This is a genomic window from Sulfuricaulis sp., from assembly GCF_024653915.1.
Lineage (GTDB): Bacteria > Pseudomonadota > Gammaproteobacteria > Acidiferrobacterales > Sulfurifustaceae > Sulfuricaulis.
In genome coordinates this window covers 13444-36975 of the sequence record NZ_JANLGY010000014.1, presented here as the reverse complement: position 1 = coordinate 36975, position 23532 = coordinate 13444, and the positions used below count along the sequence as shown (strand labels likewise).

Below are 23532 nucleotides of genomic sequence, written 5' to 3'. Positions count from 1 at the left end.
TTATTCATTCCCGAAAAATATCGCGCTGCGGCCGCTCGTCTGCGGCCGGGGCGCTAAGCCCGAAGTGCCGCCACGCCATGGCGGTGGCCAGGCGTCCGCGTGGCGTGCGCATGAGATATCCCTGCTGAATCAGAAACGGCTCAATCACGTCCTCGATGGTATCACGCTCCTCGCCGATGGCCGCGGCCAGGTTGTCCACCCCCACCGGACCACCGGAAAATTTCTCGATGACAGCCAGCAACAGCTTGCGATCAAGCATGTCGAAGCCGCACTGGTCCACTTCTAGCATGTTGAGCGCCAGTTCGGCGATGTCGCCCGTCAGGCGTCCATCGCCTTTGATCTGGGCGAAATCGCGCGCGCGCCGCAACAGGCGGTTGACGATGCGCGGGGTGCCGCGTGAGCGGGTCGCGATCGCGGACACGGCATCGGGCTCGATCGGTATCTCGAGAATCCCGGCGGAGCGCGCCACGATGCGGGCGAGTTCCTCAGGATTGTAAAACTCCAGGCGCTGGACGATGCCAAAGCGGTCACGCAACGGCGAGGTCAGCAGCCCCGCGCGCGTGGTCGCGCCCACGAGTGTGAACGGTGGCAGGTCGAGCTTAATGGAGCGCGCCGCGGGTCCATCGCCGATGAGGATGTCGAGCTGATAATCCTCCATCGCGGGATAGAGGATTTCCTCGACGATGGGACTCAGCCGGTGAATTTCATCGATGAAAAGAACGTCGTTGGGTTGCAGATTGGTCAGGATGGCGGCCAGATCGCCGGGACGTTCCAGCACCGGCCCGGAGGTCTGGCGCAGACCCACGCCCATTTCATTGGCCACAATATGCGCCAGCGTGGTCTTGCCGAGGCCGGGCGGTCCGAACAGCAGTACGTGGTCCAGTGCCTCGTCGCGCCCGCGGGCGGCGGCAATGAAAATTTCCATTTGCCGGCGGATCGGCTCCTGACCGACGTATTCCGCCAAGCGTGCGGGACGCAACCGGCGAATGTCGATGGTTTCGTCGGTCGCCTCCACCGCGTGCGCGGATACCAGTCGGTCGGTCTCAATCATTCAAAAAACCCAATAGACAGGATCTACAGGGCTAACAGGATTAGAAACAAAAATCTTGGCTTCGCTTTTAATCCTGAAAATCCTGTTAATCCTGTCCATTTATCTATACTGCCATGCCCTTCAGGGCCTGACGAATGATTTCTTCCGCACTCAATCCCTTGGTGGCCATGCCGCGCACTGCCCGGCTCGCCTCGTTCGGTTTGTAGCCGAGCGACACCAGCGCACCAACCGCCTCACTCACCGGATCGGCCGGTGCCGCGGGTCCCTCTGCCGCCGTGCTGGGACTTGGCAGCGGGATTTCTTTCGGTAATTTGTCGCGCATTTCGATAACGAGTCGCTCAGCGGTTTTGCGTCCAATGCCCGGCACCTTGGTCAATCGTGTTATGTCTTCTTCCGCCACACAGCGTGTGAACTCTACATCCGACAACCCCGAAAGTACCGCCAGGGCCACGCGCGGTCCCACGCCATTGACCTTGAGCAGATCGCGAAACAGCCGCCGCTGTGACTCGCGCACGAAACCATATAATAGGTGTGCATCCTCGCGCACAACCAGATGCGTGTAGAGCGTGATCTGCTCACCCACCGGGGGCAGGTCGTAAAAGGTAGTCATGGGCGCCTCCAGTTCGTAACCCACGCCGCCCACGTCCACCAGCAGCGCTGGGGGCTCCTTACGCAGCAGCACGCCGTGCAGCCGGCCGATCACAGGGGCAACCTCATACCACGCCGGCCTGATTTGCGCCGGGTCAAGGCCTGCGCCAACGACAGATGGCCGACCGCATGATGCGCATGGCATATGGCGCAAGCAAGCGCATCGGCGGCATCGGCCTGGGGCGCACTGGAAAGACCGAGCAACGCCTTCACCATGTGTTGTACCTGCTGTTTGCCGGCATGGCCCTTACCGACCGCGGCACTCTTTATTTGAAGCGCGGTGTATTCGGCGATGTTGAGCATCTGGTTGGCGCCGGCGAGTATCGCCGCGCCGCGTGCCTGCCCGAGCTTAAGCGCGGAATCCGCGTTTTTTGCCATAAATACCTTTTCAATGGCCAGCACTGTCGGTTGATAGGTTCGGATGATTTCAGACACGCCGTCATACACCGTCTTGAGCCGGCCAGCGAGATCTGCCTTGGGCATGCGCACGCAACCGCTGGCGATGTATTCGATACGGCCATTGCGTAACACCTGCACCACACCGAAGCCGGTAATGCGGGAACCAGGATCGATGCCGAGGACTCGCATCAACTCGCCTGCTTTAATAATTCTTCGGGAAACTCTGCATTTGAATACACACTCTGCACGTCATCCAGATCATCCAGTGCTTCCAGCAGCCTGAGCATTTTTTCCGCGTCCTCGCTCATAACAGGAGCAGAGGTAGTGGCGCGCTGTTGTATCTCGGCCTGCTCGGGCTTGAGGCCACGCTTGTCCATGGCCTCGACCACGGCATGGAACGCCTCCGGTGTGATCAGGACCTCAATCGAGCCGTCCATATCCGTGACCACGTCATCGGCCCCGGCCTCGAGCGCGGCCTCCATTATCTTGTCTTCACTTGTCCCGGGGGCATAGTTGAGCACACCAGTTTTGTTGAAGAGAAAAGCCACTGAACCGTCCTGACCCAGATTGCCTCCATGCTTGGAGAAGGCATGGCGCACGTCACTCACGGTGCGGGTGCGGTTATCGGTGGTGCACTCGACCATGATCGCGACCCCGGCCGGGCCATAGCCTTCATAATGCACTTCCTCGTATTGCGCGCCTTCGAGTTCGCCGGTACCGCGCTTGATGGCGCGCTCGATAGTGTCCCGGGTCATGTTGGTGCTGAGAGCCTTATCGATGGCGGCACGCAGGCGCGGATTGAGCTTGGGGTCACCGCCTCCGCCCATGCGTGCGGCGATGGTGATTTCGCGGATCAGTTTGGTAAAAATCTTGCCGCGTCGGGCGTCCTGAGCGCCCTTGCGGTGCTTGATGTTGGCCCATTTGCTGTGGCCGGCCATGCGGGTTCCTGTGGTTTTCGCTGGTTTTGGCGGTCTTTTCACCGCAGCGCACAGTTTAACACCGCCGCCCGTCCCGCCCCAACCCGCATTACACGTAGGATGGGTGAAACCCATCACTCCCGTTCACCAACGGCAAAATCCGTCTGATCGCCCCCGGCCCAATCCAGCGGATATTTTCCTTCCCGAACAAACCGATGAAACGTCGAGTGTGGCCAGTCTTGCACCCGTGTCACGTGGCCATGTTTAACCGGGTTGAAATGAACATAATCCAAGTGCCGGGCGTAATCCCCTTCATCGCGGATAAGATGCTCCCAGAAACGTCGTTGCCAGATGCCCCGCTCGCCTTTCGTTCTGCGGCTCGTTGAGCGTCTCTCGGTAGGCGGTAGCGCCGCCGAAAACGCAGCCTTGACGCGTCGCCACCGTCCTGAATAGTCGGCATCACCGTCCGGCAGCGTGAGCACGGCATGCAAATGATCCGGCAATATCACCAGTGCGTTAATCCGAAAAGGATTCAGTTTTTTCTCTTCCCGCAGTGAACGCTTGAGCAGATCAATATGCTCTATGAGCGTCGCTCTTTGGCGTTCAGAGAGATTCACCGTGAAAAAGTATGTTCCTCCGGGGGTCTTCGCGCGGCGGTAATTCGTCATGGGCCGAAAATATCATGCGAGCCTTTAGGGAACCTCTAAAAAATCGCTTCTCATGTAGGTTGGGTCAAGCCGGGTCAGCGGCGGACCCAACAAAATCATATTGTTCGGCGGGTTTCGCTTCGCTCAGCCCACCCTACATTTGAATTATTAGAGGTTCCCTTTAATTAAGAATGATGGGTTTCACCCATCCTACATGGTAACCAAAACAAGAAGCCCCTATCGGGGCTTTTTGTTTTGGTTGATATCCTCTTCATGCCTTTTTCATTGCTTATTTCCGGACAGGGTTATTGTTATGCCGCTGTCATCGTAGTAAATTTTTGCGGTCACTGATTTCCGATTCCCGGACTGGTCGATCACGTAACTGGTTTCTTCCGAAAACTCAAGATTTCCAAATATCGTGGTGGTTTCGCTTATTACCTGATTGGCCAATCCGTTATTAGCGTTTGTCAGCCGCCATGTGATCTGGGTAGATTCGCTCGCTCCAGAATATGTCCCGACAGTACCAAAATCACCGATCTTCGCGCTTTGAGGGATGACGCTTAATGATACGGCAGTATGGGTGATGCCATCAGAATCTGTAAAACCAAGATACATCCTGCTTGCGCTGTCCACTGAGAAATATGAAGTGCCTGTTCCCGTGACAAAAGCACCGGTACTGGTATTTGTGATATTGACCAACGATTGACTTGGAATAGCCGGCTGGCTATTGAATGTTGTCTGGGCCAGCGTGGTTACCGATATTGTAGCTGTATACGTGCCTCCGGCCGTATCGCTCCCAGTCAACTGATATGTCTCCTTGTACCCGTTTGAAAAATAGCCTGGCGGGATAAACTGAAAGGCTATATTCGTATCCGTAGGCACAGGGGCAGGGGTACTACTGCCATCACCGCCCCCTCCACCCGAACCGCATGCGCTCAGCAACGCGATGCCTAACGATACAATAACCAATTTGTATTTGTTAAACATATTCCTCCTCCTCATTTTTCGTTGAATTGTTTTAGCGCCCTTCATTAAGCCAATGCGCCGAATATCAGGCGTGGGCAAGCGTCTGGTTGTTTTCAGGTATGAGCCTACCCCCCCCCCTCATCCTTGGGTCAATTGCTCTGAATGGAACGAATGAGGAGGTGCTGCGCGTGGAAAGCGCAACATGCGGAACCGCAAAGGGAAGCTAATGAATGTCGGGTTTACTTACACTACAAGAAATTTCCCAGAAACCAGAAAATGCCCGATCTGATTGGCCACCGTCCGCGAAAACATCATGCCGGTGTGAGAGACCGGTAACGCCAGGTGTTCACACGCGGCGGCCAAGGCGCTTTCTTTCACCGTCAGCAGGCCGTCGTTCGGTCGCGGCAGGCCACGATACAGCAGTCGGCCGAGGCCGACAGAACGGGTGCCGCAGATTGCGCCGATTTCACGTGGGGGAACTGTCCAATGCTGCGGTTCGCCTGCCAGTAATTGCGCAACACTTTTTCCCATCACTGTGCGCCAGAAGCTGAACCGGCTGAGATGTTGCGCTACGCGGCTGCCGCCGTGCGGTGTGCCCAGCGTGACGATGCGCCCGGGCTTCTGTTGGGGATGATCATGAAACAGCGCACGGATCAGGATGCCACCCAAACTGTGTCCCACGAGATGCACGGTATCGGCGTCGAGCGCTTCCAGGAAATGCGCCAGCCTCGCGGCATTGGCATGGAGATCGGCACGCACGGAAGCATAGGAAAACGTATGAACAATAAACCCCTGACGGCGCAAGCGCCGCGCCAACACAAACAGAATGTAGCCCGAGAACCACAGGCCATGAACGAGAACGACGGCTTGAGGCTTAGTGACAGCTATGGCGAGACATCAAGCATGCGGCTGAGCGCCAGACGTGCGGCCTCGGCTTCGGCCGGAGCCACCTTGATCTGATTGACCACGCGCCCGACAACCAGATTTTCCAGCGTCCACAGCAGGTGCTGGGGATCAATGCGGAACATGGTCGAACACATGCACACCGTGGGCGACATGAATTCGACAATCTTTTTCTGAGCCCGACCCTGTTCGGCAACACGATTCACAAGATTGAGCTCGGTGCCAACGAGCCAGCGGCTGCCCGGCGCCGACTGTTCAATGGTTTTAATGATGAATTCGGTCGAGCCGACATAATCCGATTTCTGGCAGACCTCGAACGAACACTCGGGATGCGAGATCACCTTGCCTTCCGGATGTGCGTTCCGGAACGCGTCGATGTGTTGCGGCTTGAACATCTGGTGCACCGAGCAGAAACCTTTCCATAGCAGGATCTTGGCTTTTTCGATTTGTTCCTGAGTCAGACCGCCGCGTGGCTGGTTGAAATCCCACTCCGCCATTTCATCCAACGGGATACCCATTCGATGCGCCGTGTTGCGGCCGAGATGCTGATCGGGAAAGAACAATACTTTCTCGCGCTGTTTATACGCCCACTCGAGCACGCGCGCCGCATTCGACGAGGTGCACACGAGTCCACCATGGTTGCCGCAAAAGGCCTTGAGGTCGGCCGAGGAATTGATATAGGTGATGGGCGTCATGCGCTGATCCGGATCGAACAACGCGCCGAGTTCCTTGCAGGCGCGCTGCACCGCCGTGTAATTCGCCATGTCGGCCATGGAACAACCGGCGGAGAGATCGGGCAGGATGGATACCTGATCCGGGCGCGAAAGAATATCCGCCACCTCGGCCATGAAATGCACGCCACAGAAAACAATGTAGTCGGCATCGCTCGAGGCCGCGAGACGCGAGAGCTTGAGCGAGTCACCGGTGAAATCCGCGTGCCGGAAGACCTCATCGCGCTGGTAGTGATGCCCAAGAATCACCAGGCGTTTGCCAAGCCTGGCTTTGGCCTCGCGAATGCGCGCATCGCAATCCCCGTCGGGAATGCTGTCGAATTGATCGTAGGCCAGTGCAGTTGCCATGCTTGCTATCGATTCAAATTTGTCACCCTCTCCCCTTGCCCTCTCCCGCCTTCGCGGGAGAGAGGGAGTAAGAGTTCTTCACTTTTAGAATTGCTTCGCGATTCGTCCATGAGAAAACTTTTGACGCGGCTTCATCGAAGGCATACCAGCCGTATTCCAGGTGCTCGTCAGGATTCAAAGTTATAACCTTTTCCGCGGGGAGTGCAAGGAAATACACATTTTCTGTGTTCTCTTTCACCTCAGGCGCATAGCGGTGGCGCCATTGCGGCAGTATCGTATAGCGGTTGATTAATCCGGCATCCTGCAGACCCTGAGCCTCCAAGCCGGTCTCTTCCCGCAGTTCCCGTATCGCTGCCTGCCGGGGCTCCGTCTCTTCCCACGACAGGCTGCCGGTCACCGATTGCCAGAAATCAGGAGCGTCGGTACGTCGAAGCAACAGCACCTTTCCGGTCAGGGTGTAGACCACGACCAGGACCGATTCGGGCCGCTTAAGCTTTTTCGTCGGCAGGGACACCGGCGGTTTTTTCCGGAGGCTTGCGTAATTTTATGTGCAGCTCGCGCAACTGCATCTCGTCCACGGGGCTGGGGGCTTCGGTCATCAGGCACGAGGCCTTCTGAGTCTTGGGGAAGGCGATCACGTCGCGTATCGAATCCACACCACTGATGAGCGCGCACAGGCGGTCGAGGCCGAAGGCAATGCCACCGTGGGGCGGCGCGCCATACCGGAGTGCATCGAGCAGGAAGCCGAACTTGGCGCGTGCTTCGTCGGGACCGATACCGAGCGCGGCGAATACCTTTTCCTGCACGTCCGCACGATGGATACGGATCGAACCGCCACCGATCTCGGAACCGTTCAACACCATGTCATAGGCGCGCGCCTTCACGTTCGCCGGATCGATATCCACACGTTCCAGGTCTTCGGTCTTGGGTGAGGTGAAGGGATGATGCAATGCTACCCAGCGCTTGGCGTCGGCATTGTAGTCGAACATGGGGAAATCCACGACCCACAGGAGTTTCCAGCCCTCCTGTATGAGCTTGAGATCCTCACCCAGTTTCAGGCGCAGCGCCCCGAGCGCGTCGTTGACCACCTTGGCCGTATCGGCGCCAAAGAAAATCAGGTCGCCGGTCTGTGCGCCGGTACGTTGCATGATACCCGCGATGACCTCGTCCGGCAGAAACTTGAGGATCGGAGACTGCAGTCCGTCGCGACCTTTGGCGGCATCGTTGACCTTGATATAAGCCAGCCCCTTGGCGCCATACAGTCCGACAAATGCCGTATAAGCGTCGATCTGGCTGCGCGGCAGTTCACCGCCCTTGGGCACGCGTAACGCCGCCACCCGCCCGGACGGATTATTGGCCGGGCCGGCAAAGACCTTGAATTCGACGCTCTTCATGAGATCGCCGACGTCGACCAGTTCCAGCGGCACGCGTAAATCGGGTCGGTCGGAACCGAAACGGCGCACGGACTCGTCGTAGCTCATGCGCGGGATGGGATTGGGCAGATCAACGTCGAGCACGTTCTTGAACAGCGTGCGCAACATTTCCTCCATCAGGCCCATCACGCCGTCTTCATCGAGGAACGAAGTTTCGATATCGAGCTGGGTGAATTCCGGTTGACGGTCAGAACGCAGATCCTCGTCGCGGAAACAACGCGTAATCTGGAAGTAACGCTCGAAACCCGCGACCATCAGCAACTGCTTGAACAACTGTGGCGACTGCGGTAGTGCGAAAAAATGCCCCGCATGCGTGCGTGAGGGGACGAGGTAGTCGCGCGCGCCTTCGGGCGTGGACTTGGTCAACATCGGCGTTTCGATTTCGACGAATTGGCGATCTTCCAGGAAGCGGCGCAGTATCTGGGTTATCTTGTGGCGCAGACGTAAATTCTTCTGCATGAAGTCGCGCCGCAGATCAAGATAGCGGTAGGTCAGGCGCACTGACTCGGACAAATCGTCCTCGTCGAGCTGGAACGGTAGTGCCTCGGCGCGGTTGAGAATCTCAATGCTGTCAGCAACGACTTCCACCTTGCCGGTGTGCAAATGCGGATTTTCCGTGCCTGCCGGGCGCGCCCGCACGCTGCCCTGAATGCGCAGGACAAATTCGGTACGTACCGATTCAGCCGTTGCGAAGGGTTCTTTTTTCGACGGATCGAAAACGGTCTGCGCCACGCCTTCGCGATCGCGCAGGTCAATAAATATCACGCCGCCGTGATCACGTCGGCTGTGGGCCCAGCCGCACAGGGTAACGCGCTTCCCGATAAAGGATTCGTTGAGTTCACCGCAAAAATGACTGCGCATGTTTATCTGTTTTCTGGGTATGAGAAACGGGAAGTGCTCAGGATACCTGGCGCGCGTGTTGATCAACAATTTCGTCTTTTTTATGTTCCGGAACCACCACGCCGACGGAGAGCAGCATTTTAAGTCCCTGATCCACGCTCATGTCGAGCTCGATCACGTCTTCGCGCGGTACCATGAGAAAAAAACCAGAGGTGGGATTCGGCGTGGTGGGAATAAAAATATTCACAATTTCCTGTCCGGTCTTGCCGCTGATCTCTCGCGCCCCTGTGCCAGTCTGGAACGCCAGCGACCACATGCCCTGGCGCGGGTATTCCACCAGCACCACCTTGCGGAACGATTTGCCGGAGGAAAACATGCTCTCCGTAACCTGCTTGACCGAAGCGTAGATCGACCGCACCAGCGGGATACGCTGCAGGATGCGCTCACCGATGGTAAAGAGCTGCATGCCGAAGAGGTTGGTGACAATCATGCCGGTCACCAAAACCACAACGGCCGTTAATACGAGCCCCAGACCCGGAATGCGGAAGCCCAGGAGATTCTCCGGCTGGATGGCCTCGGGAAGCAGAAGCAGGGTCTGGTCCATCAAGTCCACCAGAAACGCCACAATGAGCAAGGTAACGCCGAGCGGGACCCATACCAGCAGCCCGGCCATCAAATAACGTCGCAGGGTTCCCATCACGCCTCAGTGGGCATGGCCACAACCGCCGCCGCCACAGCCGCCTTCAGCCTTCTTTTTCGGTGGGGTAGTATCCGGGGATTCAGATTTTTCCTTCTTTTTTCCGCTGTCTTTGAAGTCGGTGGCGTACCAGCCACTGCCCTTGAGCTGGAAACCGGTCGCGGAAATCAGTTTCTTGAGTGTGGACTTGCCGCAGGCGGGACAGTCCTTGAGGACCGGATCGCTCATCTTCTGGATGGATTCCAATCGATGGCCACAGGACCCACATTCATACTCGTAAATCGGCATACGGAATCTCCTGAAAAAAGCGCGCCCCCAAAGTATGGGGGCGGAGAGCGCTCCAGACATGCCTGATTATATATGGGCACCCCCCTCTAACGCATTATTTTTAAAGCATTGTCTTGCAGGCTGGTGTCAAAGCAACAGACATATGGCTTTCTCGGGCTACGAGGACAGTTCGCCAAAAAACCAGGAGTGCGGGCTTGCCCGCTTCATAAGGAGAGCCCTGGGCTCTGGGGTCATCCATGGAGCGACAGAACAATCAGAGACGGCTCCCTGACAGCTCGTGTCAGGAACACCGGAAATACTGGGGAAAAAATGAATTCTGCTCTTCTATCCCCCTGCTTTTTCCGCTAAATTATGCGCGTTTGAAGGAACCCCTTAACCCAACCTTCCACTCAGGAGCACCACATGGCAAACAACAAACCGGGAAAGAAACCGACAACGAAGTCTGAGATTTACGCACATATCGCCGAGAAAACCAGCCTCAAGAGGAAGGACGTCGTGGCGGTTTTCGATACGTTGACCAGCCTCATTGAACGCGATCTGAAAAAAGGGCCTGGCATTTTTAATCTTGTCGGCATGATGAAGATTAAAATGGTCTACAAGCCCGCAGTAGCAGCGCGCAAGGGTATCAACCCGTTTACCAAGGAAGAGGTTATTTTCAAAGCCAAGCCGGCGCGTAATGTGGTCAAGTGCCAGCCGCTGAAAATGCTGAAGGACATGGTGTAAGCGGAAACTCGCGAGAATTTAAGCGTTTCCGAAACACTATATTTATTTAACGTGCCCCAGGGTACGTGAAGTTTGATGTTTGTCGAGGGTATAACGGATTCGAGACAACGATCCATTGGATCGTTGTCTCGTTATACCGGTTTGAATCAAAGAAGTTGTACCAAGCCTGGGCATTACTCACTACTGGAATAACTCCGCCATTACCTGCCAGATCGGCCTTGCGCAGCGCTTTTATTCCTCTTCTTCTTCGTCATCATCGTCCGGATCGGAATCGTCGTCAGTCGCATCAGTGTCGTCCACGTCATCCGTGTCGTCTTCATCGGATTCCTGCTGCTCCAGATCCATGCCATACCAGTCATCCAGATCAATCTCTTTGGTGGTGCCGTCGCTGAACTGGATTTCCACCGTCCCGATGTTTTCATCAAAGGCGAGCACCTCAAACGTGCGGCCATCCTCCTCCAGGTCTTTGTAACTGGCCCCAACCACCGGCTCTTCATGCATAGGCATTTCAATCCCCTCGCGAATAAACATACCCGTCTTTACAGAAATATATAGACGGCCTTTTGCATTCCGCCACTACTATTACCCACCACCCTTTTATCCCGGACTTAACCACACTATGCTGGCAGGCTCACGACTTGACCAACACGGCTTTTTCCTGAGATTACAGGGGGGAATTATATGACAGCAGACTGCCTGTTTTGCAAAATGGTGTCAGGACAGATCAAGCCCAGCACGGTGTACGAAGACAATGACGTGCTGGCGTTCAAGGACATCAATCCGCAGGCCCCCGTGCACGTCCTGGTGATTCCCAAAAAACATATTGCTACGTTGAACGACCTCGATGCCAGCCATACCGAGTTGACCGGCAAGATGATCAAAACGGCCGCCCATATTGCCAAGGAATCGGGAGTTGCCGAATCGGGCTACCGCACCGTCATGAATTGCAATGCCGATGCCGGCCAGTCGGTGTTTCATATCCATTTACATCTGCTCGGCGGGCGCTCCATGCGCTGGCCACCTGGTTAGTAGAAATAAAAAAGGCGTGAAGGACAAGCCCTTCACGCCTTGATACAAGATACTCGGGAAAGTGCTTTACCCCTTCCCGAAAACTACTCTAAATAATATCGGCTTGGTTAGAACGGGATGTCGTCGTCGAAATCCCCGGCAACGGCCGCGCTGCCCGCCTTCTTGGCCCCGGCCGGAGCGGAATTTTCCGCCACGGCTGGCTGGTCCTGGTTGAAACTGTCGTTCGGGACTCCGGCACCGCCGCGCGAGCCCAGCATCTGCATCTCGTTGGCGACGATTTCAGTGGTATAGCGTTCGTGCCCTTCCTTGTCCTGCCACTTGCGTGTCTGCAGCCGTCCTTCCACGAACACCTGCGAACCCTTCTTCAGGTATTCGCCGGCGATCTCGGCCAAGCGTCCGAAAAACACCACGCGGTGCCACTCGGTCTTCTCCTGCTTCTCGCCGGAATTCTTGTCCTTCCACGACTCCGAGGTAGCCAGCGTGACGTTCGCCACCGCTGACCCGCTGGGGGAATAACGCACTTCGGGGTCGCGCCCCAGATTACCGATCAAAATTACCTTGTTTACACCGCGTGCCATGCTCGTTTCTCCATTGGTTGATCACGGAGCCCTTGCCCGAAAGATAAAACCGATTCTCCGTGAAGTTCAGGGTGCGGACATCATAGCCAGATTGAAACACGGCGACAATCAGGCGGCCAAAAAAATAGTACCTTGCAGATATGTGCCGACACTCGACGAATAATCAGCGCCAGTCCATGAGCTTATGAGAATTTTCTAAATCTGAATATAAAACCAGGCACAAAAAATGAACTAGGTTGAAGGTAATAACGCACGCATGGCCGCTTCATCCAGCCGGCGACTATCCACCTTGAGATAGGCCACGCCCTCGTCCACCATCACAGTGGCTTCCGTCACGCCCGGCACATCGCCGAGTTGTTTTTCCAAGCGGCGGGCATCCTCCTCGCTCAGCGCGCTGATATGAAACATCAGGTTTTTCACTGCCGGGGGCGATTTCATCCCCCAGGCCAGGTACAACCACAGGCCAACCAGTACTGCTCCGAACTTGAACACGGCGGCGGCCCCGAAATGATCTGAAAGTATTCCGCCCATGGCGCCGCCGACAAAAAGCCCCAGCGATTGGAAAGTGTTATAGACACCCATGGCCGTACCCTTGGCCCGGGCCGGGGCAATTTTGCTCACGAGCGAGGGCAGGCTTGCCTCCAGCACATTAAAGGCCACGAAATAAAACGTCAGCACCGTAACCAAACCCCAGAAATGCTGGAGAGCGGGAACAAAGGCAAGCTCCACGGCCAGCATCAGCGCCACTGAACCGACAAAGACCAGTTTGGTCTGAGACTTTTTCTCGCTGTAGAGAATCAGCGGCACCATGAAAACAACGGATATTGCCAGCACCGGCAGATACACCTGCCAATGATGGCTGGCATCGAGACCACCCGCTTCCCTCAGTGCAAACGGCACCACCACGAACATGGCCATCTGCGCCACGTGCAGGACGAAAATGCCGAAGTTGAGCCGCCCGAGCTCGCGATCACGCAACACGCCGAGGAGCCCACCCGGAACAGCTTCAGCGTCGGAATGAAAATGGCTCTGCTTCGGGTCGGGCACGATATATTTCATCATCAGGATAGCCAGCAAGGCCAGCACTCCCGTCATGGCGAAGATGCCGGGAATACTGATCAGATGATAAAGCGCTGGACCCAGAACCAGCGAGAGCGCGAAGGTCAGGCCGATGGTGCCGCCGACCATGGCCATCGCCTTGGTGCGATGCTCTTCGCGCGTCAGATCCGCGAGCAGTGCCGTTAATACCGAGTTTATGGCGCCCGCACCCTGAATCGTGCGACCAATGATCACCATGTAGATGTCATCGGCCGCGGCGGCGAGAAAACTCCCCAGGACGAACAGCACCAATCCAAAATAAATTACGCGCTTGCGTCCCACACGATCCGAAACCATCCCGAAGGGCAAATGCAGTAGCGCCTGGGTCAGCCCATAGACACCCAGCGCCAATCCGATAAGGGTATGATTTTCGCCACCCGGCAGATGCTCCGCGTAAACCGCAAACACCGGCAGAATCAGGAACATTCCGAGCATGCGCAGGCCGTAAATGCTGGCCAGGCTGAGGCTGGCCCGCACTTCGAAAGGGGACATTCGGTCGGTTAAGGGCATGTTCTCGGGGGATTATTGGGAAAAGGAATCGCTTTTGCGTATATTAACAGGTTGCCCAGAAATCCTGCAGTTCCGGCCGTAACTGGGCCCAGGTCATAACGATACGAGCAGCATGGAAACTATTCGAATTCGCGGTGCGCGCACGCACAATCTCAAGAACATTGACGTCGACCTGCCGCGCGACAAACTTATTGTGATCACGGGGTTGTCCGGTTCCGGCAAGTCTTCGCTGGCCTTCGACACGCTGTATGCCGAAGGCCAGCGGCGTTATGTCGAGTCACTGTCGGCCTATGCGCGCCAGTTTCTGGCGCTCATGGAAAAACCCGACGTGGACCTGATCGAGGGTCTGAGTCCCGCGATCTCCATCGAGCAGAAGTCCACCTCGCACAATCCACGCTCCACGGTCGGCACCGTCACGGAGATTTATGACTACCTGCGCCTGCTTTTTGCGCGCGTGGGCGAACCGCGCTGCCCGGAACACGGCGTTACGCTCACGGCCCAGACCGTGAGCCAGATGGTGGACCACGTCATGACTCTGCCCGAGGGCGCCAAACTCATGCTGCTGGCCCCCCTCATCGATGAGCGCAAGGGCGAACACCTGCACATTCTGGAACGGCTGCGCACGCAGGGTTACATCCGCGCACGCATCGATGGTGTGGTGGTTTCACTCGATGAAACGCCGGAACTCAAGAAGAATTTCAAGCACACCATCGAGGTAGTGGTGGATCGCGTGGTCGTGCGCAAGGGTCAGGAGCAGCGCCTGGCCGAATCCTTCGAAACCACGGCCAACCTGGGCGAAGGATTGATTCGCGTGGTCGTGCTGGATGAACAGAACAATAGCACGCAGGAAATTGTTTTTTCCGCACGCTACGCCTGCCCGCATTGCGGATACAGTCTGGCCGAACTCGAACCGCGGTTGTTTTCCTTCAACAATCCGGCCGGCGCCTGCCCGAGCTGTGACGGTCTCGGCGTGCGTCAATTCTTCGATCCCGCGCGCGTGGTCAGCGACCCCACGTTGTCATTGCCGGCCGGGGCGATACGCGGATGGGACCGGCGCAACGCCTTTTACTTTCATATGCTGGAATCGCTGGCAAAGCATTACAAATTCAATCTCGATACGCCATTTGAGGAACTCTCGCAAAAAGCGCGTGACGTCATTCTGCATGGCAGTGGCGATGAACTCATCGCCTTTACCTATTTCAGCGAGCAGGGCCCGCGCGCCAAACGCAAACACGCCTTCGAAGGCGTGATTCCCAATATCGAGCGGCGCTACCGCGAATCCGAATCCAACTCCGTACGCGAGGAGTTGGCAAAATTCCTCAGTCACCAGCCCTGCGGAACCTGTGAGGGTTCACGCCTGAAACGTGAGGCCCGGAATGTGTTTGTGGCAGACAAAGCGCTGCACGAAATAACCCAGTTGCCCGTGGCAGCGACGCTTAATTTTTTTCAGGGCTTGCGTTTAACAGGAAGCCGCGGCGAAATCGCCGCCAAAATCGTCAAGGAAGTCGCCAATCGACTCGGGTTTCTGGTGAGTGTTGGACTGGATTATTTAACGCTCGCACGTTCGGCGGAAACACTCTCGGGAGGTGAAGCGCAGCGGATTCGCCTCGCCTCCCAGATCGGCGCCGGACTGGTGGGCGTCATGTACGTGCTCGATGAACCCTCCATCGGCCTGCACCAACGCGATAACGCACGCCTGCTCGATACCTTGCGACGTCTGCGCGACCTCGGCAACACTGTTATCGTGGTGGAGCATGACGAAGAGGCGATCCGCGCGGCAGATTTCGTGCTGGACATCGGTCCGGGCGCGGGCGTACACGGCGGCGAGGTCGTGGCACAAGGGATACCCGAGGAGATTGTGCGACATCCGAATTCGATCACCGGCGCCTATTTACGCGGCGAACGCAAAATCGCGGTTCCGTCCGTGCGCGTGCACAACGACCCCTCGCGCCAGCTCGTGATTCGCGGGGCTACCGGCAACAACCTGAAAGAAGTCGATGTTTCGATTCCGGTGGGTCTTCTAACCTGCGTGACCGGCGTGTCGGGCTCGGGAAAATCCACGCTCATCAATGACACGCTTTACGCCTCTGTCGCCAAACATCTGTACGGTTCCACGCTCGAACCCGCCCCCTGCCGCGCCATCGAGGGCCTCGAACAATTCGACAAAGTCGTGGACATCGATCAATCGCCCATCGGACGTACCCCGCGATCCAACCCCGCCACCTATACCGGGCTGTTCACCCCGATCCGCGAACTGTTTGCCGCCACTCCCATGGCGCGCGAACGCGGCTATGCGCCGGGACGCTTCTCATTTAACGTCCGGGGCGGGCGCTGCGAGCCCTGCCAGGGTGACGGCCTGATCAAGGTGGAAATGCATTTTCTGCCGGATATTTACGTGCCCTGCGATGTGTGCCGTGGAAAACGCTACAACCGCGAGACGCTCGACATTCGATACAAGGACAAGAGCATCGACGAAGTACTGGCCATGACCGTGGAAACAGCGGCGGAATTTTTCAGCGCCATCCCGGCGGTGAGCCACAAGCTCAAGACGCTGCTCGACGTCGGCCTGTCTTACATCACGCTAGGTCAGAGCGCCACCACCCTATCGGGCGGCGAGGCCCAGCGCATCAAGCTCGCGCGCGAGCTGTCCAAGCGCGACACCGGGCGCACGCTGTACATTCTGGACGAACCGACCACGGGGCTGCATTTCCACGACATCCAGCAACTGTTGGCGGTACTGAACCGCCTGCGTGACCACGGCAACACCGTGGTCGTCATCGAACACAATCTCGACGTGATCAAGACCGCGGATTGGCTGGTTGATCTGGGTCCCGAAGGTGGAGACGGTGGTGGACTAATCCTCGCTACCGGCACGCCGGAGGAAGTGGCACTCCACTCCGCTTCTCATACCGGAGAATTCCTGAAACGGATGCTTGAACCCGCCGAGCGGCAACAGCGTCGCGCGGGCTAGGTTCAGCTGACGATTCCACCCGCGTGCGAACGCACCGAGTTCCACTCTTGCTCCGGTAACTGCAGTACCTGATGCAGCGGTTTGGGGGTATCGATGCCGTGGCCCTGCGCGTGGTCCACGCCGATCTCGCGCAGCTTGTCGATCAGCGCCTGACTTTCTACCGATTCAGCAATGGTCACGAGCCCCATGACATGCCCAACCTGGTTGATGGCCTCCACCATGGCGCACTGCAGGGGATCGCCGAGCATACCTTCAATGAAATCGCCGGCGATCTTGAGATAATCCACGGTCAGGCTTTTGAGATAGCTGAAAGACGACAGCCCCGAGCCAAAATCATCGAGCGCGAAACGGCAACCCATGTGCTTGATGCGCGCAATGAAATCACGCGCACGGGTGAGATTGGCAATAGCGGCGGTTTCGGTGATTTCGAAACAGATGGTATGTGGATCGACCCGATGCTGGGCGAACTGTGACATGACGAAGTCGAGAAACTGTTCATCTCCGAGGGACTGGCCGGAGAGATTGATCGCGAACAGCGCTCCACCTGCCTTACCGTTTTTTTCAGCCTGCGCCTGATATTTTGCCAGCATCGGGAAAGCCGTCCGTATCACCCAGCGGTCAATGGACGGCATCAAATGGTAACGCTCGGCAGCCGGGATGAATGCCGCCGGCAACACCAGGTCTTCGTCCTGTACGCGCACCAGGATTTCATGGAAAGGACCGGTTTGTTTCATTCCGTCACGCAGCGGGACAATAGCCTGGCAATACAAATCGAAACTGTTGTTTTCGAGCCCCTCGCGCAACCGGTGCACCCACTGCATCTCGCCACGCCGCTGGGTGAACGCCCGGTCATCCGGCTGATAGATGTGAATGCGATTACGCCCGCGATCCTTGGCTATATAACAGGCGGAATCGGCAGCGCTCAGCACCTCCGTGAGGCCACCACTGTCACGCGAGATCGGAACCAGGCCGATGGAAACACCGATCTCGAACGCGCGCTTCTCCCACATGAACCGGAAATCCTTGACGGACTGGCGCAGGAGATCGGCAATCTGCTCGGCCTTGTCGATCGAGCAATCCTCAAGAATGACGCCAAACTCGTCGCCCCCCAGACGCGCCAGCATGTCGCTGGTGCGGATATCCTTTTGCAGGTGATTCGCCAGCAGCTTGAGTAATTGATCGCCCGCGATATGGCCACAGGTGTCGTTCACAATCTTGAACTGGTCAAGATCGAGGTAAAGCAGCCCGTGCGTGCGCTCGCCGGCGCGCGCAGTCTCCAGCACGTGTTGCAGGCGTGACTCGAATTCACGCCGGTTCAGGAGCCCCGTCAGGGGATCGCGTGAGGCCAGAAAGGCCATGTGCCGCGCCATGCCCTGGATTTCCGTCACATCATGGAACACCACCACGGCACCCAGAATCGACCCGTCCTGATCGCGGATCGGTGCAGCCGAATCCTGGATTTCGATCTTGCCTCCCTCATGGCTCATCAACAGGTGATGACTGTCGTGGCGGATAGTCCGGCCTTCCTTGAGACAGTAATGAATGGGGTATTCCTCGAGGCGGTTGGATTCCTCGTCAAAGATTTTAAAAACTTCGCTCAGCGGTTTCCCGTGAGCTTCGTCGCCCTTCCATTCGGTAAATTGTTCCGCGACCGGGTTCATGTACACAATTCGGCCCGCGGCGTCGGTGGTGATAACGCCGTCGCCGATGGATTCGAGCGTAACCTGCGCGCGCACCTTTTCCAGAAACAGCTCGTCCTCTGCACGCTTCTTCTCCCGCTCACGCGCCTCCTGCAAGGCCGCCGCCATGGCGTTAATGCCATCCTCCAGCCGCCCCACTTCTCCGCCCGATTGTGTCGACACACGATAATCGAGCACGCCGTTTTTGATCTTCTCCACTGCCCGGGTCAGGGAAATCACTGGCTGTGTCACACCGCGCGCCATGCGCAAGGCAAAGACAATGGTCACCACCAAACCCAGGAAAACAATAAACAGGCTCTGGAACAAGATTTTATTCTGCTCCGTCTGCAGTGCGGCACTGGACAGCTGCACGGTCACCCAGCCTGCCTGATTTTTTGGCGCTCCTTTGTCTCCTGCGCTGTAATACACCGGTGCCAACAGTTTGTAACGCGAACTCTCAGCCAGGGGCGGGGGCTGGCTCTTGTCAGCGGTCTCGGAGGCGTGCGCCAGGACCCTGCCCTTTATGTCGGTGACGGTTACCGACATGACGTTTTTTTCCTGCAGGGTCGACTGCACGAACCAGTGAAGCTTATTCCGGTTGCCGGACAGAAACGCGTCTTCGCTGATCGCGGCCAGCTGCGTGGCGATGGTCTGGCCACGATTGCGCAGGGCATTTTCAAGGTCCTGGATGCGGGCATTGGTGAAGTGCAGTGTCAACAACAGCACCGCCACGGTGAGCGGGGCGAGGGCGAGAAACAGCACCCGCTTCTGTAAATTCCATTCTTTCATCGAGGTTGTCATGGCCGTATTAATGTAAGTGGGTCACCGAGTTTGAGGACTAGCCGCACTGCCGCGCTGCCTCCATTAACGGCAATCTCGACGAGTCCGTTGGCATTTTCGTACCAGAAAGCCGTGCCCGGCGGCACATCGGAAAAAACCCGGGCGTATTTTAACACCTCTCCGCCGACACGAATGACCTGGCTGACAGACACCGACGTGGCCCGCAGACCGGTGATGGCGTTACCGTAATGATCTATATAGATAATTTCTGACAAGTCATCCGGCCACGGTGCATCAGCGGGGACTGTCAATTCGACAGGATCGGCTTCCGGCACCTCCCCGCGCGCCAGCCGTGCCGCGACCGGTGCAAACAGGTCGCGTCCGTGGAAGCTCGTTGACAACTTCTCCGGACGCCAGCGAATCAAGTGACATTGATGTTCGCTGGCTCGGCGTTTCACCATCTCTAACAAGCCATTGTCGGGGCCAACATACCAGCGCTTGTCCGCCCGGAGCATGACCGGGCGGCGATCACCACCTACGCCCGGGTCAACAACACAGACAAATACCGTGTCCGGCGGAAAATCGCGAGTGTAGGCCGGCAGCAGATAGGCCGCCGCACGGATATTGAAATCCGGAACGCAATGGAACAGGTCGATAACCGGCGCGCCCGGCGCCTCGCGCGTCAATACGGCGTGCAATTGGCCAACATAGGGATCGGCATAGCCGAAATCGGTAAACAGGACGATCACATCTGGAATAGTAACACTATTAATTAGGCCGCTATGGCCGCCTATCCGGCGGATGTTACGTCTGACGTCTGCTAAGGAGGAGGTGACAGAAAGAAATGATGCCGAAACCAATCAACCGGTTACGGAACGCATTCCGGTTTGCCTGGCCCATGGCGAAACCTGCAGCCAGTCGATCAAATTCGCGGCTGGCATCGGTTTGGCCAGATAGAATCCCTGCGCGCAATCACAGCCCAGCTCGGCCAGCTGTTCAAGAATCAGCTGACTCTCGACACCTTCGGCAGTAACCGCAATTTCAAAATTATGCGCCATGTCAATGACGGTGCGCACGATCATGGCATCGCCCTTGTCCTTATCCATGTTCATGACGAAAGATTTGTCGATCTTCAATTCGTTCACCGGCATTTTCTTTACATAAGCGAGCGACGAATAACCGGTCCCGAAGTCGTCGATGGACAACATCACACCGAGGTCATGAAACCGATTGAGTGTCTCCAGGCTGGTCTTCGGGTCCACCATCATGGCGCTTTCCGTGACCTCCAGAACCAGCTGCTCCGGCCTGATACTCCAGATCTTGATGGTGCGATTGATCAAATCAACCACGTCGGGGTCATAAAGTACCGTTGCCGAGAGGTTCACCGCCACGGAAAAATTCTTGGAGAGCCGGTTGAACTCACCGAACTGCCGCGCCGCCAGGTTCAATGACCAGAGCGTGAAAGGCAGCATGAGATTCGTCTGCTCCGCCACCGGGATGAACACATCCGGTGGGACGAGCCCGCGCGCTGGATTGTTCCAGCGCGAAAGAGCCTCGGCACCGCAAACCTGGCGCGTAGCCAGATCGATTTTGGGCTGATAGTAGAGGATAAACTCGTCATTCATCAAAGCATGACGCAATTCGCTCTCGATAATGAACGAGGAAAGCGTTCCTTTGTCAGGCACTTCAGCGCATATCTTGATGGGGCTGTTCGACTGGATTGCGCCTGCCAAAGCAACGTCTGCCAACCTCAGCAGCGCGTCAGCTTCCTGGGCATGTTCGGGAAACAGGGCGATACCGATAGCGACACTGGCCTTGATGGCATTGCCGTCTATTTCGAGCGGCTCTTCAAGGACATTTACGATCCGGTTAGCTGCCAGGCTCGCATGACCCACGTTCTTGGGCGATGGTAAAACCAGCACGAAATCATGATCGCCGATGCGCTCGATGCTGTCGTTCGGACGCAGTATCTTTCCGATCCGGTCACGCACGATGGCAAGCAGACGATCGCCAACCTTGTAGCCGAATGATGTATTGAGCTCGACGACGCGATGCAAATGGATCAGCATCACGCCCAGCAGGGAACCATCCCGGCGGCTCTTGTCCACGTACCTCTGCAGCTCGCCAACAAAAGCCGACCGATCCTGTTTAGGTATCGGAAAATTCATGATGGGCACCCTGCGACAGTCCGTGAATTCCGGCATTCCGCGGGCACCGCATGACGCCCACGGTAATTAAGGAAACTGCTGCTGTTCATGTTATTCCCCGAGATAGTATTCTTTGGGGTCAATGCCATGGGTGCCGGGAGGAAGTACGTTGGCAATTTCCAGGTTCTTTCCGGGAGTTTCCCGGTCAAGATCGATGGTTTCAAAATTTTTCAGGGCCACCTTGTTATGGTCCAGAATCATCATGATTTTCGGGCGCAGTCGCCGCACGCGATTCTGCGCAATGACGATACCCACTTCGCCACTGACCAACTCCACCAGGCTGCCAGTCGGATAAACACCAAGACACTGGATGAACTGTTCAACCAGCTCCTCCTGAAAAGCCGTGTTGCGAGCACCATAAAGAACTCGCAGCGCCTGATGCGGCGAAATCGCCTGCTGATAGGAACGGTCGCTGGTGATGGCGTCGTAACAATCCAGGATGCCGGCGATACGTCCGAACAGCGGGATGTCCGGGCCCCGGGTTCCCAGCGGGTAACCGCTACCGTTAAATCGCTCGTGGTGAGCCCTGACCATGTCAACCATTTCCATACCGCTGCCTTTGATCTTGGTGATGATATCCACGCCGTAATCAACGTGCTTCTTCATGACCTGGAATTCATCCGGTGACAGCCGCCCGGGCTTGTTTAACAAACCCTCGGGAAGTTTGGTCTTGCCCACGTCGAACAGGAGCGCCCCGGTACCCAGACTGAGCAGACTTTCGCGTGGCAAGCCGAGATGCCGGCCGAACGTGACGGCCAGGGCGCAGGAGTCGATGGAATGCGTGTAGGTATAGGAATCTTTTTTCTTCAGGTGCATCAACCACGAAAACGCATCCGGGTTCCGCAGGATGCTTTCCATCAAGTCAGTAACGACATTGTGGATCATGACCAGCTTGAGCGAATTCCCCGCCTTCAGGCACGCCATCATCTCGGCTACGGCCTCCGTGGCCTGCTTATGCACCTCTTGTGCGACGACAAGCTCTTCTTCGACGCTTGTCGTATCCTTGTACACGTTATCGCGCTTGGGATGGCCGCAGATATTCTGCAACTCTGCGTCGAGCGCATCTTCGTTGGCGGCGGTTGTTTTATTTCCCGGCGCACTGTTGCGCCAGGTATCAATATAGACATGCTTGAACTTGTTTCGCAGTTCTTCTATCTGCTCAAAGGAGTTGACGTAGAAACCCTGAAACAGCACGTCGGCCTCACGCCATGGGCGGTCCAGCCGGGAAACATACATGCCTGGCTTGAGGTCCAAGGTGCTGATCTTCTTTTTTGCCGCAGACATCTGCTGGAAAGCCTCGAATAATTCAGCGTGGGACACAGGAATCCATCGAAACTGTGTGCAATTCACATACCACATACCGTCTGGAATTTAGCTTTGTGAATTAACCTGTTAGGGCGATGCATAACCCGCAAATGTAGCCCAATGCCACATTGCGGCAGCGCCGGAACCGGCTGCGCGCCGGCCGGCATGAAACGACGGGGGGCAGAAAAAAGCCGGGGAGATCCCGGCCTTCTCTTTCTCTAGATACCTGCTGAATTCAGGTCGATTTTGCCGCTTTCTTGGCGGTTTTTGCGGTCTTTTTCTTGGTCGTGCTCTTCTTGGCCTTGGCGGTGGTTTTCTTGTCACCTTTCGACTTGGCGGCTTTTTTCGTCTTGGTTTCCGGAGCGGAACCCGCTTCGGCGACCGGTTCAGTCGCCGCCGTCTCGGTGGCATGTAGCTCTGTTAGCTGTACCAGCGCCATGGGCGCGGCATCGCCACGCCGGTAACCGGTCTTGAGGATGCGCAGATAACCGCCTGGACGATCCTTGAAGCGCACGCCGATATCATCGAACAACTTGCCCACCATGTCGCGGTCGCGCAGGCGCGAATAGGCCAGGCGCCGGTTGGCGAGCGAGGCCGTCTTGCCCAACGTGATGAGGGGCTCGGCCACCCGGCGCAATTCCTTCGCCTTGGGCAGCGTGGTCACCAGTTGCTCGTGGCGCAGCAGCGAAACCGCCATGTTGCGGAACATCGCCTCGCGGTGACTGCTGGTGCGGTTGAGTTTACGGCCGCTTTTGTGGTGACGCATGATTATTAACCTTCGACG

General features: G+C 56.9%; 23 protein-coding genes. 3 read left to right on the top strand and 20 right to left on the bottom strand.

Annotated elements, in window-relative coordinates:
• Positions 1-4: 4 nt before the first annotated feature.
• The 12 genes from ruvB to NUV55_RS08250 all read right to left on the bottom strand — a co-directional run bounded on the left by ruvB (position 5) and on the right by NUV55_RS08250 (position 9868).
• Positions 5-1051, bottom strand: a complete 1047-nt coding sequence (ruvB, locus tag NUV55_RS08305; RefSeq protein ID WP_296671977.1) for a Holliday junction branch migration DNA helicase RuvB — start codon at positions 1049-1051, stop codon at positions 5-7.
• 103 nt (positions 1052-1154) lie between these two features.
• Positions 1155-1754 (bottom strand): Holliday junction branch migration protein RuvA, encoded by a 600-nt coding sequence (gene ruvA, locus NUV55_RS08300; RefSeq protein WP_296671975.1) that lies wholly within the window; start codon positions 1752-1754, stop codon positions 1155-1157.
• Positions 1751-2290, bottom strand: coding sequence for a crossover junction endodeoxyribonuclease RuvC (gene ruvC / locus NUV55_RS08295; protein WP_367280386.1), 540 nt, complete (start codon positions 2288-2290; stop codon positions 1751-1753). Before ruvC ends, ruvA begins: the two co-directional genes overlap by 4 nt.
• Entirely contained in the window at positions 2287-3036 is a 750-nt protein-coding gene (locus NUV55_RS08290; RefSeq protein ID WP_296671971.1) for a YebC/PmpR family DNA-binding transcriptional regulator, read from the bottom strand. Before NUV55_RS08290 ends, ruvC begins: the two co-directional genes overlap by 4 nt.
• Before the next feature lie 113 nt (positions 3037-3149).
• Positions 3150-3683 carry a transposase gene (locus tag NUV55_RS08285; RefSeq protein ID WP_296671969.1) on the bottom strand — a complete coding sequence of 178 codons (534 nt, stop codon included), beginning with the start codon at positions 3681-3683 and terminating at the stop codon, positions 3150-3152.
• A gap of 261 nt (positions 3684-3944) precedes the next feature.
• Positions 3945-4649 carry a hypothetical protein gene (locus NUV55_RS08280; RefSeq protein WP_296671967.1) on the bottom strand — a complete coding sequence of 235 codons (705 nt, stop codon included), beginning with the start codon at positions 4647-4649 and terminating at the stop codon, positions 3945-3947.
• 222 nt (positions 4650-4871) lie between these two features.
• Positions 4872-5516, bottom strand: a complete 645-nt coding sequence (locus NUV55_RS08275) for an alpha/beta fold hydrolase (protein WP_296672018.1) — start codon at positions 5514-5516, stop codon at positions 4872-4874.
• On the bottom strand, positions 5513-6610 hold the full coding sequence (nadA, locus tag NUV55_RS08270) for a quinolinate synthase NadA (protein ID WP_296671966.1): 1098 nt from the start codon (positions 6608-6610) through the stop codon (positions 5513-5515). The genes NUV55_RS08275 and nadA overlap by 4 nt, the downstream gene beginning before the upstream one ends.
• A gap of 22 nt (positions 6611-6632) precedes the next feature.
• Complete coding sequence (nudB, locus tag NUV55_RS08265) at positions 6633-7124, bottom strand: dihydroneopterin triphosphate diphosphatase (RefSeq protein WP_296671964.1); 492 nt, start codon at positions 7122-7124, stop codon at positions 6633-6635.
• Positions 7099-8904, bottom strand: a complete 1806-nt coding sequence (gene aspS / locus NUV55_RS08260; protein WP_296671962.1) for an aspartate--tRNA ligase — start codon at positions 8902-8904, stop codon at positions 7099-7101. The genes nudB and aspS overlap by 26 nt, the downstream gene beginning before the upstream one ends.
• Positions 8905-8941: 37 nt before the next feature.
• Positions 8942-9580 (bottom strand): DUF502 domain-containing protein, encoded by a 639-nt coding sequence (locus tag NUV55_RS08255; RefSeq protein ID WP_296671960.1) that lies wholly within the window; start codon positions 9578-9580, stop codon positions 8942-8944.
• Positions 9581-9586: 6 nt separating this feature from the next.
• Positions 9587-9868 carry a zinc ribbon domain-containing protein gene (locus NUV55_RS08250; protein WP_296671959.1) on the bottom strand — a complete coding sequence of 94 codons (282 nt, stop codon included), beginning with the start codon at positions 9866-9868 and terminating at the stop codon, positions 9587-9589.
• Positions 9869-10270: 402 nt separating this feature from the next.
• Between NUV55_RS08250 and NUV55_RS08245 the strand changes: the two genes are divergently transcribed.
• A complete protein-coding gene (locus NUV55_RS08245) occupies positions 10271-10591 on the top strand; it encodes an HU family DNA-binding protein (protein WP_296671957.1) in 321 nt (106 codons plus the stop codon).
• 231 nt (positions 10592-10822) lie between these two features.
• Here the strand turns inward: NUV55_RS08245 and NUV55_RS08240 are convergent, their stop codons facing one another.
• On the bottom strand, positions 10823-11098 hold the full coding sequence (locus tag NUV55_RS08240; RefSeq protein WP_296671956.1) for a DUF6763 family protein: 276 nt from the start codon (positions 11096-11098) through the stop codon (positions 10823-10825).
• A 174-nt stretch (positions 11099-11272) separates the two neighbouring features.
• On the opposite strand from NUV55_RS08240, the gene NUV55_RS08235 reads away from it, so the two are divergent.
• Positions 11273-11620 carry a histidine triad nucleotide-binding protein gene (locus NUV55_RS08235; RefSeq protein WP_296671954.1) on the top strand — a complete coding sequence of 116 codons (348 nt, stop codon included), beginning with the start codon at positions 11273-11275 and terminating at the stop codon, positions 11618-11620.
• A 107-nt stretch (positions 11621-11727) separates the two neighbouring features.
• Here NUV55_RS08235 and ssb read toward each other — a convergent pair whose 3' ends face one another.
• Both ssb and NUV55_RS08225 read right to left on the bottom strand, forming a co-directional pair.
• The gene (gene ssb, locus NUV55_RS08230; protein WP_296671953.1) at positions 11728-12198 is read right to left on the bottom strand and encodes a single-stranded DNA-binding protein; all 471 of its coding nucleotides are present in this window, start codon (positions 12196-12198) and stop codon (positions 11728-11730) included.
• 231 nt (positions 12199-12429) lie between these two features.
• Positions 12430-13788, bottom strand: a complete 1359-nt coding sequence (locus NUV55_RS08225) for an MFS transporter (protein WP_296671951.1) — start codon at positions 13786-13788, stop codon at positions 12430-12432.
• A 130-nt stretch (positions 13789-13918) separates the two neighbouring features.
• Here NUV55_RS08225 and uvrA point away from each other — a divergent pair, with 130 nt between their 5' ends.
• On the top strand, positions 13919-16777 hold the full coding sequence (uvrA, locus tag NUV55_RS08220; protein WP_296671949.1) for an excinuclease ABC subunit UvrA: 2859 nt from the start codon (positions 13919-13921) through the stop codon (positions 16775-16777).
• Between the two features lie 2 nt (positions 16778-16779).
• Here uvrA and NUV55_RS08215 read toward each other — a convergent pair whose 3' ends face one another.
• From NUV55_RS08215 to rplQ, 5 genes are all read right to left on the bottom strand, one after another.
• Positions 16780-19257, bottom strand: coding sequence for an EAL domain-containing protein (locus NUV55_RS08215; protein WP_296671947.1), 2478 nt, complete (start codon positions 19255-19257; stop codon positions 16780-16782).
• A complete protein-coding gene (locus tag NUV55_RS08210) occupies positions 19254-19985 on the bottom strand; it encodes an SAM-dependent chlorinase/fluorinase (protein WP_296671945.1) in 732 nt (243 codons plus the stop codon). The genes NUV55_RS08215 and NUV55_RS08210 overlap by 4 nt, the downstream gene beginning before the upstream one ends.
• Positions 19986-20096: 111 nt before the next feature.
• Positions 20097-21404 (bottom strand): bifunctional diguanylate cyclase/phosphodiesterase, encoded by a 1308-nt coding sequence (locus tag NUV55_RS08205; RefSeq protein ID WP_296671943.1) that lies wholly within the window; start codon positions 21402-21404, stop codon positions 20097-20099.
• 90 nt (positions 21405-21494) lie between these two features.
• Positions 21495-22727: an HD-GYP domain-containing protein gene (locus NUV55_RS08200; RefSeq protein ID WP_296671941.1), complete on the bottom strand. Its 1233-nt coding sequence runs from the start codon at positions 22725-22727 to the stop codon at positions 21495-21497.
• 256 nt (positions 22728-22983) lie between these two features.
• Positions 22984-23514 (bottom strand): 50S ribosomal protein L17, encoded by a 531-nt coding sequence (gene rplQ, locus NUV55_RS08195; RefSeq protein ID WP_367280385.1) that lies wholly within the window; start codon positions 23512-23514, stop codon positions 22984-22986.
• Between the last annotated feature and the right edge of the window lie 18 nt (positions 23515-23532).

Coding starts and splice junctions, on each gene's coding strand:
- ssb (WP_296671953.1), bottom strand. CDS start 12,198: ATGGCACGCGGTGTAAACAAGGTAATTTTGATCGGTAATCTGGGGCGC.
- nadA (WP_296671966.1), bottom strand. CDS start 6,610: ATGGCAACTGCACTGGCCTACGATCAATTCGACAGCATTCCCGACGGG.
- NUV55_RS08285 (WP_296671969.1), bottom strand. CDS start 3,683: ATGACGAATTACCGCCGCGCGAAGACCCCCGGAGGAACATACTTTTTC.
- NUV55_RS08215 (WP_296671947.1), bottom strand. CDS start 19,257: ATGACAACCTCGATGAAAGAATGGAATTTACAGAAGCGGGTGCTGTTT.
- uvrA (WP_296671949.1), top strand. CDS start 13,919: ATGGAAACTATTCGAATTCGCGGTGCGCGCACGCACAATCTCAAGAAC.
- NUV55_RS08225 (WP_296671951.1), bottom strand. CDS start 13,788: ATGTCCCCTTTCGAAGTGCGGGCCAGCCTCAGCCTGGCCAGCATTTAC.
- NUV55_RS08290 (WP_296671971.1), bottom strand. CDS start 3,036: ATGGCCGGCCACAGCAAATGGGCCAACATCAAGCACCGCAAGGGCGCT.
- ruvB (WP_296671977.1), bottom strand. CDS start 1,051: ATGATTGAGACCGACCGACTGGTATCCGCGCACGCGGTGGAGGCGACC.
- NUV55_RS08200 (WP_296671941.1), bottom strand. CDS start 22,727: ATGTCTGCGGCAAAAAAGAAGATCAGCACCTTGGACCTCAAGCCAGGC.
- rplQ (WP_367280385.1), bottom strand. CDS start 23,514: ATGCGTCACCACAAAAGCGGCCGTAAACTCAACCGCACCAGCAGTCAC.
- NUV55_RS08205 (WP_296671943.1), bottom strand. CDS start 21,404: ATGAATTTTCCGATACCTAAACAGGATCGGTCGGCTTTTGTTGGCGAG.
- NUV55_RS08240 (WP_296671956.1), bottom strand. CDS start 11,098: ATGCCTATGCATGAAGAGCCGGTGGTTGGGGCCAGTTACAAAGACCTG.
- NUV55_RS08245 (WP_296671957.1), top strand. CDS start 10,271: ATGGCAAACAACAAACCGGGAAAGAAACCGACAACGAAGTCTGAGATT.
- NUV55_RS08235 (WP_296671954.1), top strand. CDS start 11,273: ATGACAGCAGACTGCCTGTTTTGCAAAATGGTGTCAGGACAGATCAAG.
- NUV55_RS08255 (WP_296671960.1), bottom strand. CDS start 9,580: ATGGGAACCCTGCGACGTTATTTGATGGCCGGGCTGCTGGTATGGGTC.
- NUV55_RS08280 (WP_296671967.1), bottom strand. CDS start 4,649: ATGTTTAACAAATACAAATTGGTTATTGTATCGTTAGGCATCGCGTTG.
- aspS (WP_296671962.1), bottom strand. CDS start 8,904: ATGCGCAGTCATTTTTGCGGTGAACTCAACGAATCCTTTATCGGGAAG.
- NUV55_RS08250 (WP_296671959.1), bottom strand. CDS start 9,868: ATGCCGATTTACGAGTATGAATGTGGGTCCTGTGGCCATCGATTGGAA.